Annotated in this window: 13 protein-coding genes and 1 tRNA gene; 4 read left to right on the top strand and 10 right to left on the bottom strand. The window is 62.8% G+C overall.

All coding sequences use genetic code 11. From position 1 onward, the window contains the following. Positions 1–26 precede the first annotated feature (26 nt). A complete protein-coding gene (locus ACR9Y2_RS02755) occupies positions 27–497 on the bottom strand; it encodes a Sec-independent protein translocase subunit TatA/TatB (protein WP_435039499.1) in 471 nt (156 codons plus the stop codon). 142 nt (positions 498–639) lie between these two features. After that, on the bottom strand, positions 640–1818 hold the full coding sequence (locus ACR9Y2_RS02750) for a Gfo/Idh/MocA family protein (protein WP_435039498.1): 1179 nt from the start codon (positions 1816–1818) through the stop codon (positions 640–642). 215 nt (positions 1819–2033) lie between these two features. On the opposite strand from ACR9Y2_RS02750, the gene ACR9Y2_RS02745 reads away from it, so the two are divergent. Continuing rightward, a complete protein-coding gene (locus tag ACR9Y2_RS02745) occupies positions 2034–4493 on the top strand; it encodes an ABC transporter permease (RefSeq protein ID WP_435039497.1) in 2460 nt (819 codons plus the stop codon). 9 nt (positions 4494–4502) lie between these two features. Here the strand turns inward: ACR9Y2_RS02745 and ACR9Y2_RS02740 are convergent, their stop codons facing one another. Beyond that, a complete protein-coding gene (locus tag ACR9Y2_RS02740) occupies positions 4503–6839 on the bottom strand; it encodes an ATP-binding protein (RefSeq protein WP_435039496.1) in 2337 nt (778 codons plus the stop codon). 286 nt (positions 6840–7125) lie between these two features. Here ACR9Y2_RS02740 and ACR9Y2_RS02735 point away from each other — a divergent pair, with 286 nt between their 5' ends. Continuing rightward, positions 7126–9537 carry a glycoside hydrolase family 127 protein gene (locus ACR9Y2_RS02735; RefSeq protein WP_435039495.1) on the top strand — a complete coding sequence of 804 codons (2412 nt, stop codon included), beginning with the start codon at positions 7126–7128 and terminating at the stop codon, positions 9535–9537. A gap of 21 nt (positions 9538–9558) precedes the next feature. On the opposite strand, the gene ACR9Y2_RS02730 is transcribed toward ACR9Y2_RS02735, so the two are convergent. Next, positions 9559–10488 carry a hypothetical protein gene (locus ACR9Y2_RS02730; RefSeq protein ID WP_435039494.1) on the bottom strand — a complete coding sequence of 310 codons (930 nt, stop codon included), beginning with the start codon at positions 10486–10488 and terminating at the stop codon, positions 9559–9561. A gap of 171 nt (positions 10489–10659) precedes the next feature. On the opposite strand from ACR9Y2_RS02730, the gene ACR9Y2_RS02725 reads away from it, so the two are divergent. Then, positions 10660–12708, top strand: coding sequence for a spermidine synthase (locus ACR9Y2_RS02725; RefSeq protein WP_435039493.1), 2049 nt, complete (start codon positions 10660–10662; stop codon positions 12706–12708). A gap of 23 nt (positions 12709–12731) precedes the next feature. Here the strand turns inward: ACR9Y2_RS02725 and ACR9Y2_RS02720 are convergent, their stop codons facing one another. The 3 genes from ACR9Y2_RS02720 to ACR9Y2_RS02710 all read right to left on the bottom strand — a co-directional run bounded on the left by ACR9Y2_RS02720 (position 12732) and on the right by ACR9Y2_RS02710 (position 14524). Beyond that, positions 12732–14036 carry a hypothetical protein gene (locus ACR9Y2_RS02720; RefSeq protein WP_435039492.1) on the bottom strand — a complete coding sequence of 435 codons (1305 nt, stop codon included), beginning with the start codon at positions 14034–14036 and terminating at the stop codon, positions 12732–12734. Positions 14037–14042: 6 nt separating this feature from the next. Next, the gene (locus ACR9Y2_RS02715) at positions 14043–14339 is read right to left on the bottom strand and encodes a DUF3467 domain-containing protein (RefSeq protein WP_194448056.1); all 297 of its coding nucleotides are present in this window, start codon (positions 14337–14339) and stop codon (positions 14043–14045) included. Between the two features lie 108 nt (positions 14340–14447). Continuing rightward, positions 14448–14524 (bottom strand) — tRNA-Asp (locus tag ACR9Y2_RS02710). A gap of 106 nt (positions 14525–14630) precedes the next feature. Between ACR9Y2_RS02710 and bcp the strand changes: the two genes are divergently transcribed. Then, positions 14631–15098, top strand: a complete 468-nt coding sequence (bcp, locus tag ACR9Y2_RS02705) for a thioredoxin-dependent thiol peroxidase (protein ID WP_435044814.1) — start codon at positions 14631–14633, stop codon at positions 15096–15098. A 10-nt stretch (positions 15099–15108) separates the two neighbouring features. On the opposite strand, the gene ACR9Y2_RS02700 is transcribed toward bcp, so the two are convergent. Genes ACR9Y2_RS02700 through ACR9Y2_RS02690 form a run of 3 tightly spaced genes read right to left on the bottom strand, consistent with a single transcriptional unit; the run spans position 15109 to position 18850 of the window. Further along, complete coding sequence (locus ACR9Y2_RS02700) at positions 15109–17526, bottom strand: endonuclease MutS2 (RefSeq protein WP_435039491.1); 2418 nt, start codon at positions 17524–17526, stop codon at positions 15109–15111. Beyond that, positions 17523–17981: an NUDIX hydrolase gene (locus tag ACR9Y2_RS02695; RefSeq protein ID WP_435039490.1), complete on the bottom strand. Its 459-nt coding sequence runs from the start codon at positions 17979–17981 to the stop codon at positions 17523–17525. The genes ACR9Y2_RS02700 and ACR9Y2_RS02695 overlap by 4 nt, the downstream gene beginning before the upstream one ends. Next, positions 17978–18850: an SMP-30/gluconolactonase/LRE family protein gene (locus tag ACR9Y2_RS02690; RefSeq protein ID WP_435039489.1), complete on the bottom strand. Its 873-nt coding sequence runs from the start codon at positions 18848–18850 to the stop codon at positions 17978–17980. The genes ACR9Y2_RS02695 and ACR9Y2_RS02690 overlap by 4 nt, the downstream gene beginning before the upstream one ends. Positions 18851–18914 lie beyond the last annotated feature (64 nt).

The following is an 18914-nucleotide window of genomic DNA, read 5'->3' as shown; positions in this document are numbered from 1 at the left end:
GTTCCTGATTTGTGACCGGACTTGTGCTAGCGGGCTGCCGACGACTCCGTGGAGGAACTTTCGGGCGTCGCGGAGGCTGTCGTGCCGGAAGTGGGCACGGCTCCTTCGGCCGCTTTCAAGTTTGGAGCCGCTTCGGCCACCTCTGTGGCGGCCGCACCGGTGCTGTCAGCGCCCTGAATTGCGGAAGCGCTTACGGCGGTAGAATCCGTGCTTGTCGTTGTTGACGCATCGCCCGACTCCGGATACCCATAGGCACCGTAGTCGTACGACGAATCGTAGTTGTAGTAACTCGTGTCGTTGACCGTATCGTTGGTAATCTGGGCGAGCGACTCAGTCTCCTTGCGGATCTCCTGAGTTTCCTTTTCCAGATTCGCCATTTCGCGATGCCAGGTATCCTTCAAATCGTTGGAAGCCCGGCGGAACTCACTGATGGCCTTGGCGATGTTTTTGCCGACCTCGGGCAACTTCTTCGGCCCGAAGAGCAGCAGGACCAACACGAATATGACAAGGGTCTCTTGCCAGCCTAGCGGACCCATCCAGGGAACTCCTTCTCGACCTTATCTACCAGAGATGATAGCGAACCCAGGGAACCCACTCAACCATCGTCCGGACCAGCCCTCCCCCTTCGCTCCCTCATTACTACAGGGGAAAGACCTCCAAACGGTCGGGATCAAAGCGAATCTGGCGTTTCTCGACATAGGATTGCACGGCCAGCAGCGGCGGCAAAATAGAGATGGAAGCCACGCCGCAGTCCCCATTTGGGTGCTTCCGCGACTTGCAGCAATCGAGGAAGTTTCGCACGTGATCCGCCGTGATGTCGCCGGGAGTGCGCTTCACCACCGGTTGGGCGCCCTTCTCGGCCGACAGGAACTCATAGCGGTTGCGGTTTACAAACAGGCGGCCCTTGTCGCCATAGAAGGTGATGCCGTACTCCGGCGGGTTCCCATAGGCATTTGACTGGAACAGGGTGGAAAAGCCGTCGTACTCGAACAGGGCATTGCAGGTGTCCGGGGCCGTCCGCCCATCCTTGAAGTCGTAGTAGATGCCGCCGGCGAAGCTGGCTGTCCTGGGGGCCCGCTCGCCCATATACATGTGGACTACGTCCATCCAGTGATGGCCGAAGTCGGTCATCTTCCCGCCGTTGTAGTCGAGGTACGCGCGGAAGTTGAAGTACTGGCCTGGATCCCAATCGCGATACTTCACCGGTCCCAGGAAGCGCGCCCAGTCGAGATTGGAAGGCTTCTCGGCCGGTTCGGTCACCATGCGGCGGGTGACCCCACCGTGCCAGATGGCATCGATGTGGGCGATCTTCCCCAGCTTGCCGGTGCGTACGAACAGTTCCAACGGTTCGATGTAGATGGGACCGGAGCGCTGCTGGACACCGATCTGGAGGATGCGGTCGTTGATCCGAGCCGCCTTCACCATCAACGGAGCTTCCTCGCGCGTCCGGCACATCGGCTTCTCGACGTAGACGTCCTTGCCCGCGTTCATGGCGTCGACGGCGTGCGTCTTATGCCAGTGGTCGGGCGACCCGACGAGGACGGCATCCACTTCCTTCAGCGCCAGCAGTTCTTCGTGAGCCCGAAACGTCTTTGTGCCCGGAGCCTTCTGTTGTGCCTCATCAATGCGCGCCGCATAGACGTCGCACAAAGCCCGCACCTCGACGTCGGCATTCTTCTGGAACAGGGTCATCACATAGGTGCCGCGACTGCCGGTGCCGATGACACCCACGCCGATCCTATCGTTAGCTCCCATCACACGAGAGTAAGAGAGCGCCGTCAACGCGACTCCCTTGGCAGCTTCACGCCGAGTAATCATTATGAGTGCTCCTTGCCGGACTGTGTGGTTTCATCTCGTTCACGGCGCAGGTCTTCGGCTTCCGTTCGGGCCGCAGGCGCAGGATTCGCGAACCGCGTGGAAATTGCGGTTTTCAGAGGGCACCCTATTGCGATTGAACGATTCACGGACGCTGACATTTTACATGTTTACCGACCCGGCGCCAGCACCCCTGCGTATATAACAGGAGAACCACCATGCCCAACATCCTGTCTGAAGTTCGCCTGGCAGTACGCTCCCTGGCACGCAGCCGCGGCTTTGCCCTGGCCGCGATCGCCTGCCTGGCCCTTGGCATTGGCGCCACCACGGCGATCTTCAGTGTGGTGAATGCCGTACTGCTCCGCCCGCTTGCTTATAAGAATCCAGATGGGCTGGCCCGCATCTACACCGAGTTCCCGCGGTTCCCCAATGGCGGCCTGCGGCGCTTTTGGACCTCCGGCCCAGAGTTCCTGGAATTGCGGCGGGACCTGAAAAGCTGGCAGTCGATCGACGCCTGGCGGTTGGGCGGTGTGAATCTCTCGGGGTCGAACGAACCGCTCCGCGTGGTGGCCGGATTCGTGAGCGGAGGCCTGATGGAGACGCTGGGGGTGTCGCCGCGCATGGGCCGTGTGCTGACGCCGTCGGACGACGCCCCCGGTGCCAACCCGGCGGTTGTGCTCAGCGCCGGATTGTGGAATCGCGCTTTCGGCAGTGATCCGAACATCCTGCGCCGCGAAGTCTGGCTGGACGGCAGGAAGGCGAACGTCATTGGAGTGATGCCCGAGGGCTTCCAGTACCCGCCCGGCGAAACGGAACCGGCGGAGATGTGGAGCGCCCTGCAGCTTGATCCGGCGCGCCCGGGCAATCGGGGCGGGCACAGCTTCAATCTCCTGGGCCGGCTGAAAGCGGGCACCACGTTGGAACAGGCCCGCCAGGAGGCGGCGCAATATGTCCGCGCGACTGGTGAAAAGGAGCGCGCGAACCCGAACCAGCATATGCTCGACCCCGAGGGGCACCCGCTTGTGATGTTCGGCTTGCAGCAGGAAGTGACGGGCAGCGTCAAGCCGGCCCTGCTGGCTATGTTCGCCGCGGTCGGCTTCGTCCTCCTGATCGCCTGCGGCAATGTCGCCAACCTGCTGCTGGCGCGCGCGGAGTCCCGGCAGAAGGAGATTGCCGTGCGGCGGGCCATGGGGGCCTCCACCACGGGCCTGGTGCGGCAGTTCATAGTCGAGGGCCTGCTGCTCTCGATGGGTGGCGCGGTAGCCGGCCTGGGCCTCGCGTTCGGCTGCCTGAAGTTGATTGTCTCCGCCGCCGGCGCCAGCTTGCCGCGCGCCTCCGAAATTGGCCTGGATCCCACCGTGCTGGCCTTCACCATGGGAATCTCTGTCTTCACCGGCATCTTCTTTGGCTTCGCACCACTGGTCCAATCCCTGCCGAGGCCGCTGGCCGAGACGCTGAAGGCTGCAGGAGGCCGCACGACCGCTACGCGGGAAGCCCATTTCCTGCGACGCCTGATGATCACTTCAGAGATCGCGCTGGCCCTGGTGCTGCTCATTGGAGCCGGACTGATGATGAGCGCCTTCTGGAAGTTGCAGACCGTCCGCAGCGGCATCCAGCCCGGGAACGTTATGACCATGCGGGTCGCCTTGCCGCGTGAGTTATACCGGGAGCCGGCCGACATCCTGGGCTTCTGGGCGAAACTCGAGCAGCGTGCGCGCACTCTGCCCGGCGTCTACAGCGCCTCCGTTGTGAATGGCCTACCGCCCATCCGCCCGGTTAACGCCAACGATACGCAGATTGAAGGCTTCGTGCAGAAGCAGGGCGGGCCTATCCAGAACATCGATTACTGGAATGGGGTGGGGGTGAATTACTTCTCCACCATGGGCATCCAACTGGTGGAAGGCCGTCTCTTCAATGAGAGCGACGGGGCGTCCAGCCAGCCCGTGCTGATCATCAACGAAACTTTGGCCCGCATCTATTACCCCGGACAAAGCCCCATCGGCAAACGTATGCGGCCTGGCTTCGACGACCCCTGGAGGACCATCGTGGGCGTCGTCTCGGATGTGAAGAATGCCGGGCTGGACAAGCCGGCCGGCACGGAATTGTACTTCCCGATGCCGCAGACGCAGGGAAACTTCCGTTCGGCATACCTGGTGACGCGGACCCAGGGCGACCCGGCCCAGATGGTCCCCGCGCTGCGCGCGGTGATTCGTGAACTCGATCCGTCGCTGCCGGTCTCCGGTGTTATGGCGATGACGGAAGTGATGGCCAAGGCGCAGGCCCGTCCGCGGTTCCTGACGCTGCTGATCGCGCTGTTCTCGGCGGTCGCGCTGGGCCTGGCGGCGCTTGGCATCTACAGTGTCATGGCCTACTCTGTCGCACAGCGTACCAACGAATTCGGCATCCGCATGGCGATGGGCGCATTGCAGGGCGACGTGCTGCGGCTGGTGCTGCGCCAGGGCCTGATTCTCGGGGGCGCGGGTGTCGGGATAGGCGCCGCCGGTGCGCTGATCCTCAACCGGTTGTTGCGAGGATCGCTCTACGGTGTAGGCGCCTTTGACCCCATCCCATTCGTCGGGATGAGCCTGCTGCTGCTCGCGGTCACGGCGCTGGCCTGCCTCTCACCGGCCTTGCGCGCCACGCGCGTCGACCCTATGATCGCGCTGCGCTACGAGTAGACGAGAGCTTCAATCCAGCGCCTGGCGTACCTTGCGCAGAAGGTCGCCGGGCGCGAAGGGTTTCGCCAGGTAAGCCAAGCCGGGCTCCAGCACGCCGCGGCTGACGATCACCGCTTCCGCGTAGCCGGAGGTGTACAGGACCTTTAATCCTGGTTGCCGTTCACCCAGTTTCTCCGCCAGCGCCCTTCCGTTCATGCCGGGCATGATTACATCCGTGAGCAGCAGGTCGATGTGGCCCGCTTCCCCGGCCAGGCTCAGTGCCTCGTCCCCATTGCTGGCGGGCAGCACACGGTAGCCATGCGCCTCCAGCACGGTGACCACGAACGACCGGACCTCGTCCTGATCCTCGACGGCCAGAATCGTCTCGTTGCCCACGGGCGCCGCCGCCGGTGGCTGCGGCCCGGGCGTAGACTCCGCCTCAGTTTCCAGGGCCGGCAGGTGGATCCTGAAGGTGCTGCCCTCGCCCGGTTCGCTATAGACCCAGATGCAACCGCCCGCCTGCTTGATCATGCCGTACACGGTCGACAATCCGAGCCCTGTGCCATGCCCCACCGGCTTGGTCGTGAAGAACGGTTCGAAGATGCGCTGGCGAGTCTCTTCATTCATGCCAAGACCGGTGTCGCTGACCGACAATTCCACATAGCGCCCTGGCTCAACCTCCACATGTTCCCGCGCATAGTCGGCGCCCAGGACCACCGCTGAGGTTCCGATCTCGAAGCGTCCACCCGCGGCCATGGCATCCCGGGCATTGGCGGCCAGGTTCAACAACACCTGGCTCACCTGGCCCGCATCGGCCATTACGGCGGGCAGGGCGGGCTCCAGTTGGGTCGAAACGACAATCTCTTCACCGACGATCCGCTGGATCATGCTGAGCGTGTCGCGGACCACCTCATTCAAAGAGATGGCCCTGGGCTGGATCACGTTCTTCCGGCTGAAGGCCAGCAACTGGCTGGTCAGCGCCGCGGCCTGGTCGCTGGCCTTCACCATCTGCTCCACCCGCTCCGGCGTCGATTCCGGCTTTCGGTTGTCGAGGATCATCCGCCCGTAGCCGCTGATGACGGTCAGCAGATTGTTGAAGTCGTGGGCGATGCCGCCGGCCAACCGCCCCACCGCGTCCATCTTCTGCGACTGCCAGAACTGTTCCTGGATTGCCTGAACCCGGTCCTCCGCTTTTTCCCGTTCCTCAATCTCCGCCTGCAGTGCGATGTTGGCGCTGTGCAGGCCCTCGTTCGCCGACGCCAATGCTCCGGCCTGGCTGGCCAGTGCGCGCTCCGCTGCCCGCCGCCGCTGGATGTTCACGAGCAGAAACAGAATGATCACGGTCTCCACCGTCAGGGCGCTCGCCGCCAGCCAGATCGCTCGCCGATTATCCGCGTAGAACGAGGCCGGCCGGTTGAGAATCCGGCTGCCTGCCGGCAACGCCAGGTCTTCAAACCCGAAGTGGACCAGTTGTGCGTAATCGAAGACATACCGCTCACGCGCGTGCTTCTCAATGGGGATCTGTGCCGTTGGGGTGCCGCTGAGCGCCTGCACGACCTTCCGGCCGGCAATGACACCATGCGGGAACCCCGCGTTATCGTTTGCGCCGACAATGCCCTGGCCCAGGGCGCTGATGGAAGGGCTGTATACCGGACCCGCCGAAGCCTGGACTATGCGCCGTTGCGCCTCCGCGCGATCGAGATACTCGTCGGTCTTGTCATGCGTGAATGCGGTCAGGATAACGATGTCGGTGCGGCCGACCTCGCTCATCAGCGACACCACCTCGTCCAGGGTGAGCGTGGCCCCATCCACAAACTGGAATCGGATCTGTTTCCGCTGCGAGGCAATCCGTTCGAAACCCGACTTCTGGTATTTGCCAATGGGTGAGTTGTCGCTCACCACCCAGACCGTCCCCGCCTCCGGATTGAACCGCAGCGCCAGGTCGAGAATCGCACTTACTTTGAAATCTTCCAGGACACCCGTGAACTGGGTCCGGGGCAGTTGTTCGGCCAGTGACCATTCATTCAAGCCGCAAAACACGACCGGAGTGGTCCCGAACAGGTCGGAGCCATGCTGCTTCATGAACTGGATCGCGTCATCGTCCGACGCCACCACCGCATCCAGCTTCCGGCCGCGATACTTCTGCGCGAGAAACGCCAGCAGCGCCTGAGCAGGCTCGCTGCCCGACACGCGTTTCGTGTCCATGTTCTCTGTCCAGATCTCCACCTCGAACGGCTGTCCAGTGACGGTAGAGCGGATCCCGCGCAACACGTCATCGCTCCACTCGTAGCCTTCGTGATAGGAATTCAGGAAGAGCACGTGCTTCATCGGTGGACGCTCGGCGGCGTAACCCGCCAGCGTCAGCATCCCTACAAGCACGAGCAGCGTGGACGCACGGCCTCGATCCCAGCAAAGTAGCCCTCTGCACAGGCCGGCGGTGTTGCGAAAACTCTGCAAAGCTTTCGCCAGCTGTCTCAGGTCGCGTCCGATAAGCTCACAGTCTATTGCGGCAGGTGTTCGGCTGGCAACATGAACCTGGCCTCAGAATGGGCGCCCGAAATCCTGCCTGGCGCCCTAACGAGAGGGTCCCCTGCCAGGAAGTGCGGACAATTCCGGCTCAGCAATGCGCCGGACCGTGGCATAATGCAAGCGCATGCAAGCCAGCCGGATCCTCCTCGTTGTGTCGGCCGCCCTGTCGCTCGTCAGCCCTGCCGCGGCGCAGCACGATTACCCCGTCAAGCCGGTCCCTTTCACCGCAGTCCACGTGAATGACGTCTTTTGGGCGCCCCGCATCGAAGTCAATCGCGCCGTCACCATTCCCTTCGCCTTTGAGAAGTGCGAGGAGACCGATCGTGTCGAGAACTTCATCCGCGCGGCCAAAGCGCTCCAGGGGCAGGGCTTCAGCGACAAGTTGCCCGGCTTTCCCTTCGACGACACCGATATTTACAAGGTGCTGGAAGGCGCGTCGTACGCCCTCAGCGTGCAACCGGATCCCAAGCTCGCGGCCTATCTCGATACGCTCATCACGCGCATCGCCGCAGCGCAGGAACCGGACGGGTACTTATACACCGCCCGCACGATGAATCCGGAGCATCCTCACAAATGGTCCAGCCCCAACCGCTGGGCATCGGAGGGGGTCGACAGCCACGAGCTCTACAATCTCGGCCATCTCTATGAGGCCGCGGCCGCGCACTACCAGGCCACCGGCAAACGGAATCTGCTCGATATCGCCCTCAAGACCGCGGACCTGCTCGACCGGACCTTCGGCCCCGGCAAACAGGCCATCTGGCCCGGCCACCAGATTACGGAGATGGGCCTCGTCAAGCTCTACCGCATCACCGGCGAAGAGCGCTACCTGAAGCTTGCCAAGTTCCTGCTCGACACCCGCGGGCCCGGCCCCGAGAAGGGTGGCGGCCGCGAATACAACCAGTCGCATGTGAAAGTTGTCGACCAGACGGAAGCCGTGGGTCACGCCGTCCGCGCCACCTACATGTACTCCGGCATGGCCGATGTCGCGGCCATGACCGGCGACACCGCCTACGTCCAGGCCATCGACCGCATCTGGGAGAACGTCGTCTCCCGCAAACTCTACATCACCGGCGGCATCGGCGCCACCGGAGCGGGCGAGGCGTTCGGCAAAGCCTACGAACTGCCCAATATGAGCGCCTACAACGAGACCTGCGCCGCCATCGGCAACGATTATTGGAACCACCGCCTGTTCCTGCTCCACGCCGACGCCAAGTACATCGACGTGATGGAACGCACCCTCTACAACGGCCTGATCTCCGGTGTCTCGCTGGACGGCAAGACATTCTTCTACCCGAATCCACTGGAGTCCAACGGACAGCACGAGCGCAGTCCGTGGTTCGGTTGCGCCTGTTGCCCCGGCAACATCACCCGCTTCCTCGCGTCTTTACCCGGCTACATGTACGCCCAGCACGGCTCCACGCTTTTCGTGAACCTGTTCGCCGCCAGCACCGCCGGCATCGAGATGGAGGGTGTGGGTCAGGTGAAGGTCACCCAGCAGACCCGCTATCCCTGGGATGGAGCGGTGAAACTCACGGTCGACCCAGCCAAGCCGGCCGCTTTCACTGTGAATGTCCGCATTCCGGGCTGGGCTCGCGGAGAAGCCGTGCCCAGCGACCTTTACCGCTTTGCGGAGCCTTCCGCCCCCGCCGCCTCCATCAAGGTGAACGGCCAGCCCGTCGCGATGAAGCTTCAGAATGGCTACGTTGCGATCGACCGCAGCTGGCGCGCCGGCGATGTCATCGAACTGAATCTGCCGATGCCCATTCGCCGCGTGCTGGCCAATGACCAGGTGGCGGCCGACCGCGGCCGTGTCGCGCTGCAGCGCGGTCCTCTCGTGTACACCGCGGAGTGGCCGGACAACCCCGAGGGCCGAGTTCGCAACCTGGTGCTGCCCGCCAATGCCACTCTCACGGCGGAATTCAAGCCCGAACTGCTGGGCGGTGTCACCGTCATCCGCAGCACCGCGCAAGCCCTCGCCTTCGATGCCCAGGGACGGATTACCAGAAAAACGCAGCCCTTCACCGCCATCCCCTACTTCGCCTGGGCCAACCGCGGAAAGGGTCAAATGACGGTGTGGCTGCCCATGAACGACGCGGCCGCGAAGCCCCTGCCGTTCCCCTCGGTGGCGACCACCAGCCGGATCACGACTTCCGGCAAAAAGGAGCCCAAAACCATCATCGACGGGGAGCAGCCGGAGTCCTCCAGCGACCCTTCCTCCTACTTCGACTGGTGGCCCACCAAGGGCACAACCGAATGGGTGGAACTGGCGTTTGAGAAGACCGCCAGGGTCTCTGAAAGTGAGATCTACTGGTTTGACGACACGGGCCACGGTGAGGTGCGCGTACCTGCTTCCTGGCGCCTGCTCTACAAGCGCGGCGACGCCTGGGTCCCCGTGGAAGGAGCCAGCAGCTTTGGGACTGCCCGGGACAACTTCAATCGCATCACCTTCCAACCTGTCACCACGCAGGCACTCCGGCTGGAAGTCACCATGCAACCCAACTGGTCGGCCGGCCTGCAGGAGTGGAAGGTCCGCTAGACCCTCCACTCCTCAGCGGATCTACAGTTCCTTCATCACCTGCTCGGCCGCCTGGGCCGCTGCCAGCGACGGAGCCTTGCCCACGCGGAACAGCAGCTTCCAGTTGTTCGGGCGCCGCTCGTAATCCGGCTTCACGAACTTCCGTACGCCCGTTGTCGTGGTCTGCGCCTCATAGTCGACGCTGCGCGCCAGCTTCACAAACTCAGCCAGCTTCTTCTTCAGCACCGGACGCAGCGCGTACTGGTTGAAGTTCTTCTGCTGCTCTTCCTTCGCCGCCGCGTCGCCGCCGGCCTGCAGTTCCGCCCAGTTGTCAGGGCCGCCCATCTCCGTGCTTTTCAGCACCGCATAGCCTTTCCGAAACTCGTCCGGATTGCTCTGCTGCAAGGCCTTCAGCTGCGTCCCCTTGTCCAGCAACTGCCTGAACTTTGCCTGTTCCTTGCCCGGGCGGGCCGCGCTCTTCTTCCAGCTCTCCAGGTCCTGGTCGAATACCATCTTGAGGCTCGAAACATCCATTTGGCTGTACGATTTCGCCAACTGGATGCCCACCTGCCGCTGCATGTCCGCCATCATCGCGTCCGGATTCTTTGAGGCGGCCTGCATCTTCTCTTCCTGGCTCTGGACCTTCATCCCATAATTGACGGCGTTGTAGCGTTTCTTGATGTACTCGTTGTGCGCCGCTTCAAAGGAAGGGGACAGCACCAAGGCCTTGGCCACGGCCGCCACCTCACGCACGGCTTGTGCCCGCTCGTCCTCCGTCATGCCCTTCAATGCCTTGCGGGCCGTGCTGCTGACATACGGCAGTTCGCCCAGGTAGTCCTTGCGGCACTCCTGTTCCGCGATCCGCTGGATGTCCACGTCTTTCAAGCCCAGGCGCAGCAGCGCGCCGTCCCATGCATAACTGCTCGTGATCAGTGCGCCGAATCCCAGCGCCAGCCAGATGTTGCGTTTCATTTCGATCTCCTTCCGTAAACGCGGCACCGGCTCCAAAAGCAGATCAAATTTCTACTGCGTGGCGGTTGGCCCACCTCTGTGTCCAGCGATCCTAGTGCCCGTTCCCTCGAAATGCCATCGTCCGATACGCCCATCAGAGCTGCCCGAATACCGTAGAATCGTACATTCCGAATGCTTTTCTACGCTCTTACCATCTTCCTCAGCGCCTTTCTGCTGTTTCAGGTCCAGCCGATCATTGCCAAAATGATCCTGCCCTGGTTTGGGGGCACCGCCGCCGTTTGGGCCACCTGCCTGCTCTTCTTTCAGTCGGCGTTGCTGCTGGGCTACTTTTACTCGCACGGTTTGGTGAAGAGGCTCAAGCCGAAGCAGCAGTGGATGCTGCACGCCGGCCTGCTGCTGGTTTGCCTCGCCCTGCTGCCGATTACACCCTCCGCCTCGTGGAAGCCGCTCACGCCGGACGCCCCCACCTTCCGCATCCTCGGACTGCTGGCCGCCACCATCGGCCTACCTTACTTCCTGCTCTCCACTACCGGACCCCTGATCCAAGCCTGGTACGTTCAGTCCAATCCGGGCGCCACGCCCTACCGTCTCTTTGCGCTCTCCAACCTCGGCTCGATGCTGGCACTGCTCAGCTATCCGCCGCTGATCGAGCCGAACCTCACACTGCACCACCAGGCCTATGTCTGGAGCGGCGGTTTCGCGATCTTCGCCGTGCTCTGTATCTTCACCGGATGGCGCAGTTACCGCACCGCGGTCGTGGCTGAATCGGTGGCCGCTCCGGAAGAGACCGCTCCGCAGGCGCCCACCCGCTCGCTCTACCTGATGGCCATCGGCCTCTCCGCCGTGCCCTCCATGCTGCTGCTATCACTCACCAGCCACATGAGCATGGACCTCGCCCCCATCCCGTTCCTCTGGATCCTCCCGCTGGCTCTGTACCTGCTCACGTTCATCCTCTGCTTCGACGCCGAAGGCTGGTACCGCCGCATCTACTTCCTTTCGGCTCTACCATTCGCCATCGGGGCCATCGGTTGGCTGATGCGGCTTGACCCCTCCGCCCGCCCCGACGTCCGCATCTGCATCGCCGAATACTCGCTGTCGTTCTTCATCATCTGCATGTGCTGCCACGGCGAACTGGCGCGCCTCAAACCGCACCCCAAGTTCCTCACCGGCTACTTCCTGATGGTCTCCATCGGCGGCGCCATCGGCGGAGTCTTCGTGGCCCTCATCGCCCCGTATGTCTTCAACGCGAACTACGAGCTGCCGCTGTCCCTCGCCTGCTGCGTGGCCATCGCCGCCCTGGTCCTCTTGCGCGACCAGGACTGGCCCTTCCGCAAGGAGCTGCTCGGCTGGCCATCCATCGCGCTGTTCACGCTCTCCGCGCTCATGATCGGGGGCCTCGCCCGGGAGATGCGCGAAATGGTCTCCGACAGCATCCTCGTCGCCCGCAACTTCTACGGCGAGCTGCGCGTGAGACAGTATGAGGGGATGTACGACTGGGACGGGCACCGCTCCCTGGTCCACGGCGCCATCAACCATGGCGAAGAGTACACGCACCCCGCTCGCCGCAAAGAGATCGCGACCTACTATTGCCCCGATACCGCGCTGGGCCTTGTCATGAAGGCCCGCTCCATCGGCAGCATCCAGCGCGTGGCGGTCATCGGCCTGGGAACAGGCACCATCGCCTCCTATTCCCGCATGGGCGACCTCTACCGGTTCTATGAAATCAATCCGCTGGTGAAAAAGATCGCTTACGAGCAGTTCTGGTATCTGAAGTCGGCCGAAGGCCTCATCGACATAGCCATGGGCGATGCCCGCCTGTCGCTGGAACGTGAGGCGGTCCAGAACTTCGACACCATCGCTGTCGACGCCTTTTCCAGCGACTCCATCCCGGTCCACCTGCTGACCCGTGAGGCGATGCTGTTGTACTTCCACCACCTCAAGCCCGATGGGGCCCTGGCCATCCACATCTCCAACCGCTATATCGATCTCAAGCCCGTGCTGGAGCGCGCCGCCAACTCGATTGGCAAGTACGCCCTGGTGGTGGAGACGGAAGACGACGAGGAAGAGAAGTGCTACGGCACCACCTGGGTGCTGATCACCGGCAACAAGGACCTGCTGGACCGGCCCGATTTCAAGAAGGCGGGTGAAGCCCCCAAGCCGGCGCCCTGGCTGCCGGTCTGGACAGACGACTACTCGAACATCTACAAAGTGCTGAAGTAGGCGGACAGGAAGGGGGATTCCGCTTAGCGGCTGTAAATCTCCACCCACTGCCCCCGCTTCTGCCAGCTAGCCGTCAAGTGCAGGCCCAGCTTCCGCTCGATCTCGTCGGGTTCGACCGGTAGCTGATAACCCAGATACCGGCGTCCAAACCAGCGCGTCGCGCGGTTCGCCAGCAGGATATTCCGCGGCGGATCCCAACTGCGTGAATAGCGCACCAGGATGCCGGCACTGTCCTTCTCGACCTTGGCCAGGCACGCAGCGCTAAAATCCGGCAGCCTCATCACCCGCTGCGGTTTCTCCACGAAGCCGAATTGCGGTTCTTTCAAGACCACTGACAGAGGCCACGCCGTGGCGACCACCTGCCCGTGGGCATTCTTTTCGAGATATACCGCCGTCATGCGCTGCAGGTCTGAGAAATCCGACATGGCCAGGCTGTTCTCAAGAGCGTCCGGCCACAAGGGCGGCGCGAACCACAGGCAGGTCAGGAACCCACACAGCATCGCCACGGGCATAGCCATCCTCCACTTGGAGGCATAGCTGTAGAACCCCACCACGGCCGCCGTGTAGAACACAGGCAGCACCGGCACAAGGTCCCGGTCGAGTACCGGCCCGGCCACGCAAAGCGACAGGAAATAGACACCCGCCACGCCGCCGGCCACCTTCCAGCGCGTCCGGTTCAATCGCCCCGAACGCAGCCCCATGAGCACCCCAATCGTTGCCAGAAAATGGAAATTGGCCAGGAATAGCGAGCCGAAACGCCGCGCCGCCGTTACGGCGAAGTCGACCGGCCGAGGCGGCGCCACCTGGCCCCACCCGATCCCCGGCAAACTGGAAATGAGCACCCAAAGCAGCAACAGCCCGAAGACGCCCGCGACCACCCTTCGCCCGGTCAGGTAGAACCACAGCCCGTAAGCCAGGCAGAGCGCAGCAGGAATCGGTGTCTGTGCCAGTATCGACTGGCCGAAGAACAAGGGCGACAACGCGGTCAGGGCGGCGACCATGATCGCCGGAGCACCTTGCAGGGATCCGCACAGCCCAATCGCCAACAGGAAGATGCCCAGCATGGCGACAGCCGACAGCAGCAGCATCGCGCACCGGGTGGACAATTCAGAGGCTCCGAACAGCTTCCAGACCCCTGCCAGGTACAACGAAATGGCCGGCGGCACACCCGTTCCGGGATGCCCGATCGATAGGGCGGCCGGTATCGTCGACCCCACTTCATCCCAGAAGTAAGGCATCGTCAGCAGCGTGGCATGAATCCCAAACTGCGCAATCAGGAAGAACAGGAAGAAGTAGACGTAGGTCGTCGGCCGCGCCCGCTGTGGCATGAACTTCTACTGGATCACACTCGCATCGCCCTGCGGTTCCAGCCGGATTTCGCCAAACGTCGACTCGTACTGCTGCACATTCGTGGCCAGCACGTTCAACAGCGCTTTGGCCTGCTGCGGGCTGAGATAGACACCCTGGAAGTTCTGAATCGTCACCGCTTCCGGAGTCTGCTGCCGTACCGTACCAAACATGAGGAAGAAGTCCCACAGGCTAGCGCGCAATTGCACGCTATTGGCATACCCTTCGCGATAGTCGGCAGCGGATTCCAGCTTAAGGGCGGGCGGATTCTGATTGGGGAGCATAGGCCCTCATCCTAACAAATCGGCAGCGTTACAGCCGCACCACCGGCACGGCAGAAATTTTATGATCTGGGGAAAGGGAAGCCCGAATGGGCTGGGCAGGAAAGGGAATGGCGGGGACGACGGGGCTCGAACCCGCGACCTCCGACGTGACAGGCCGGCGTTCTAACCAACTGAACTACGTCCCCGCTCTTGCGGACAATTCTGAATATAACATGCCGCTTGGCTCCTGCCAAATCCGGCCGTCGAATTTCGGCATCCGCAGCCCCATTGCGCCGCATCCTAAAGAGCGATATGGCCGAACTCAACGAAGGCTCCAAAGCCCCCGACTTCACCCTTCTCACCGACGCAGGCGAGAAGCTCAAGCTCAGCTCCCTGGCAGGGAAGAACGTAGTCCTCTACTTCTACCCCAAAGCCGATACCCCCGGCTGCACCAAGGAAGCCTGCAGCTTCCGCGATGAACTGCCCCGCGTCGAAACGAACAACGCCGTCATCCTCGGCGCTTCGCCAGATCCGGTGTCCGCCGTCGCGAAATTCAAGGAGAAATACGGCCTCAACTTCACCCTCCTCGCCGACGAAGATCATGCCGTCGCCGAAAAGTACGGAGTCTGGGTCGAAAAGACCAACTACGGCAAAACCTACATGGGCGTTGAGCGCTCCACCTTCATCCTGGACAAGGAAGGCCGCATCGCCAAGATCTTCCGCAAAGTGAAAGTGGACGGCCACACCGAAGAGGTCCTGGCCGCCCTCGCCGCACTTTAATCCTGCCCGCTCAGTTCTCCTTCAGCTCCACGATGGTGGCCCCAGTGCCGCCCTCGCTGGGGCTGGCCGGATAAAACTTCTCCACGTTCGGATGCGCCTTGCAGAGATCCTGGACGCCTTTGCGCAGAATCCCCATCCCGTGGCCGTGGACCACTCGCACCCGCAACACTCCAGCCAGGTAGGCGGAATCCAGGAACCGGTCTACCTCCTCCAGCGCCTCCTCGGCATGCTTGCCGATGATGTTCACCTCGCGCGAAAGCGTGTCCCAGCGCGGCCCGGTCGTCAGGCTCACACCCTTTGGCAGCATCTTGGTCTGCGGTGCGTCGCCCTTGAGCACTTCCGTCACTTCCGTTACCGGAACCTGCATCTTCAGGAAGCCGACGTCTACCTCCAATAGCCCGTTATTCAATACCTTACGGATCCGCGCCGGGCCGCTGACGTCACGCAGCCGCACGCGCGCTCCTTCCACGATCTCTTCCTTCGGAGCCTGCTTCTTCGCCTTTTCCGGATGGGCCAGCGCCTCCACCGACTCCTGGAACTCGCGCTTCGTCCGCGCCACCTGGCGCATCACCTTCTCCACCTGCTTGCGCTGCTCCGGAGCCGATAGCGCCGACTCGATCGCTTCCCGCGCCTGCTGCTCAAACCGCTTCTGCGCCTCGGCCGCCGTCTGCTCGAATTCCCGCAACCGGGCCCGCTCGCGCTGCTCCATTTCCTTGGTCAGCTTCTGCTCGCGCGCTTCCAGTTCCGCCTTCTGCTTGCGCAGTTCCTCGGCTTCGGCGGAGACTTCCCCAATCTTGGCTTCCAACTGATTGAGGAAGGTTGCGATGTCCCGTTCCGTCGACGACATTGCCTTGTGCGCGCGCTCAATCAGCCGCGCCGGCAGCCCCAGCCGCTTGGAGATGTCCAACCCCGCCGACTTGCCCGGAGCCCCGATCCGGAGCACAAATGTCGGCTCCAGCGTCTCCTCGTTGAACCCCATCGAGGCATTCACGACACCCGGCGTATTCGAGCCGTACACCTTCAGCGCGAGCAGGTGGGTGGAGGCCAGCGTGAACGCGCCATGCTGCCGAAATTCGTCCAGAATCGCCACGCCCAGCGCGCCGCCCTCCTCGGGATCGGTCGCCCGGCCCAGTTCATCCAGCAGCACCAGGGCGCCCGACGTGGCCGCCTCCACCATCTCTTTGATTCGCGCCACATGCGCGCTGAAACTGGAGAGGCTCTGCTCAATGCTCTGGTTGTCGCCGATATCGGCCAGCACGTCGTCGTAGAGCGGGAACTCGGCGTCTTCGGCCGGCACCGGCAAGCCGCTCTGCGCCATCAATGCCATCAACCCGACCGTCTTCATCGCCACTGTCTTGCCGCCCGTATTCGGGCCGCTGATCAGCAGCGTCCTTCGCGAACTGTCCAGTTCCAGCGAGACCGGCACGACTTTCTTCTGCTGCCGCCTCAACACGTCCTGCAGCAGCGGATGCCGGGCATGCTTCAGGAACAGCCGCGGTGACTCATCCGGCGAGAACCGGGGAATGACACAGTCGAAGTCCTGCGCAAACCGTGCCTTGGCGAAGATCAGGTCCAGCGCCGCCAGCGTCTCGGCCGCGCCCTGAATCTCAAACCGGTGCTCGCGCAGATGGTCCGTCATCTCCCGCAGAATCCGGTAGACCTCGCGCAGCTCTTCCTCGCCCATCCGCACCAGATCGTTGTTCAGGTCAATGGTTTCAATGGGTTCCAGGAACAGAGTCTGTCCGCTGCCGCTCGACCCGTGTACGACGCCCGGCAGCTTCTTCTTGGCCCCCGGGATCACCGGAACGACGAAACGCTCGTTGCGAATCGTGACGAACTCTTCCTGCAGCAGCCCGTCCTCGCGGTGCGATTTCAGAAACCGTTCCAGCGAGTCCTGTATGTCGCCGCGCATCCGCTCCTTGTCGCGGCGGATCCTGCGCAAGGCGACACTGGCATCGTCTGAAATGGAACCGTCCGGCAGGATCTTGCCGCTAATTTGCCGCAAAGCCGGCCGGAAATCGCCAATCTGCGCCGCGCGGCCCGCCAGCAGCGGGTAGAACTGCGACTGCGGAGCCAGCGCCAGCCGGACCTCCGTTGCGCGCTCCAGCACCATCACAATCGCACTGATCTCCAGCGCGTCCAGCACGACACCCTCAATCCGCAGCTTCGCCGCCGCGGCCTCGACGTCCGGCAGCCCTTCAAACCGCAGGCGCGGGGGAGCGTCGCCGCCCCGGGTCTTCGGTTTCGCGGCATCCTTGAACCAGGCCATCGCCTCGGCGGCCTCGGCCAACCCGGTCTCCAGGGCCGCACGGTCCATCGACGGCTCCACCCGCCCCAGTTCGCGGCGCCCGGCTTCACTGCCGACATAACGCCCGACCAGGGCTCGCAACCTCTCGTATTCCAACAACTCCAGGCTCTCTGGATTCATCCCTTAATGCCCGCCAGCATGAGGCGGCCTTTCTCGATCACCGGCGGAGTGCCCGGCGCCATTTTGACCGTATCCAACCGGTCCAGCGCCACCCATTTCGCCGCCGCGACATCGCTTGCCGCGGCCAGCGTCCCGCCCGTGCAATCGCACAGATAATCGACGATCACGTAATGAAACTCGGTCTGGCCTTCCACATCGGGCATGATGCGCTCAAAGATGGCGACTGCCACGACGGGTTTCACCGCCAGCCCGGTCTCTTCCATCACTTCCCGACGCACGGCGCATTCCAGCCTTTCGCCGGTCTCCACCAAACCGCCGGGGAGCGTCCACCAGCCCTTCAGGGGCTCCTTACCCCGTTCAATCAAAAGGACTTTGTCATCTTTAAAGATCACTGCGCCAACGCCCAACAAGGGGCGCGCCGGATAGCGCCGGCTCTGCGCGGATTCCTGTTTCACTCGATTTGTGCCGATCCCTTCACGTCCAGCCTCACCCTGTACAGAGTGGTGCGCGCTGTGACATAAAGCGTTTTTAGGTCCGCATCGCCAAAGGCGAGATTGGACGGATTTTCCGAGATCTCCAAGTTCCGCAGGAGCTTCCCCTCGGGCGAGTAGATCGCCACACCCTTGCAGGCAATGTACAGATTGCCCTTCTCGTCGGTTCGGATACCACCGGGCACACCCTGGATGCCCGAAATCAGAATTCGCTCATTCGTGGCCGCGCCCTGACGGTCCACATCATAGGCCCGCACCACGCGTTCATCGCTGCCGGTGACATACAGGACGTGCCCGTTTGGCGAAAGCGCAATGCCGTTTGGCCGCTTCGGCCAGCGGGCTACCACGCTCAATTCCCCCTTCGGCGTGATGTGGAAGACACCGTAGAACGGCAACTCCTTCGCGTCGTCGTCCTTCCCGAACGCCGGATCGGTGAAGAAGATATGACCATCCTTGCGGATCGTCACGTCGTTTGGCGCATTCAACCGCTTGCCCTCAAATTTATCGGCCAGGACGTCCAGTTCGCCTTTCGAGTTCGTGCGCACCACACGGCGCCGCGATTCCTCGCAGGTGATCAACCGGCCGCGCTCGTCCAGGGCGTTGCCGGCGGGCCCGCCCGCATCCTGGCGCAGCAGTTCCATGCCTTTGGTGGGCGTGTAGCGGTGGATCTTGCCGGTGGACGTATCGCTGAAGATGACATGCCCGTCCTTCGACCAGACCGGACCTTCCAGAAAGCGGAAGCCGGAGCCGGCGCGCTCCACTTTGTACTCGCCCAATTCCTGGGCTCCACACAAAGCAGCAGTTAGGGCCATGAAGGCGAGACACCGCAGCATGCCTCCATTGTACGAGCGGCGTACGGGCTTCGCGGAAATTTCCTAAACTTCTACTCATTCAAGA

The sequence above is a fragment of the Paludibaculum fermentans genome (genome assembly GCF_051172195.1).
Lineage (GTDB): Bacteria > Acidobacteriota > Terriglobia > Bryobacterales > Bryobacteraceae > Paludibaculum > Paludibaculum fermentans_A.
The sequence above is the reverse complement of the archived record's forward strand: the minus strand, read 5'-3'. Positions and strand labels throughout refer to the sequence as shown.

What these genes read in the sequence shown, in the direction of transcription:
- ACR9Y2_RS02750 (WP_435039498.1), bottom strand. Translation starts at nt 1,818, where the DNA reads ATGATTACTCGGCGTGAAGCTGCCAAGGGAGTCGCGTTGACGGCGCTC.
- ACR9Y2_RS02745 (WP_435039497.1), top strand. Translation starts at nt 2,034, where the DNA reads ATGCCCAACATCCTGTCTGAAGTTCGCCTGGCAGTACGCTCCCTGGCA.
- ACR9Y2_RS02740 (WP_435039496.1), bottom strand. Translation starts at nt 6,839, where the DNA reads ATGCTGACGCTGGCGGGTTACGCCGCCGAGCGTCCACCGATGAAGCAC.
- ACR9Y2_RS02735 (WP_435039495.1), top strand. Translation starts at nt 7,126, where the DNA reads ATGCAAGCCAGCCGGATCCTCCTCGTTGTGTCGGCCGCCCTGTCGCTC.
- ACR9Y2_RS02730 (WP_435039494.1), bottom strand. Translation starts at nt 10,488, where the DNA reads ATGAAACGCAACATCTGGCTGGCGCTGGGATTCGGCGCACTGATCACG.
- ACR9Y2_RS02725 (WP_435039493.1), top strand. Translation starts at nt 10,660, where the DNA reads ATGCTTTTCTACGCTCTTACCATCTTCCTCAGCGCCTTTCTGCTGTTT.
- ACR9Y2_RS02720 (WP_435039492.1), bottom strand. Translation starts at nt 14,036, where the DNA reads ATGCCACAGCGGGCGCGGCCGACGACCTACGTCTACTTCTTCCTGTTC.
- ACR9Y2_RS02715 (WP_194448056.1), bottom strand. Translation starts at nt 14,339, where the DNA reads ATGCTCCCCAATCAGAATCCGCCCGCCCTTAAGCTGGAATCCGCTGCC.
- bcp (WP_435044814.1), top strand. Translation starts at nt 14,631, where the DNA reads ATGGCCGAACTCAACGAAGGCTCCAAAGCCCCCGACTTCACCCTTCTC.
- ACR9Y2_RS02700 (WP_435039491.1), bottom strand. Translation starts at nt 17,526, where the DNA reads ATGAATCCAGAGAGCCTGGAGTTGTTGGAATACGAGAGGTTGCGAGCC.
- ACR9Y2_RS02690 (WP_435039489.1), bottom strand. Translation starts at nt 18,850, where the DNA reads ATGCTGCGGTGTCTCGCCTTCATGGCCCTAACTGCTGCTTTGTGTGGA.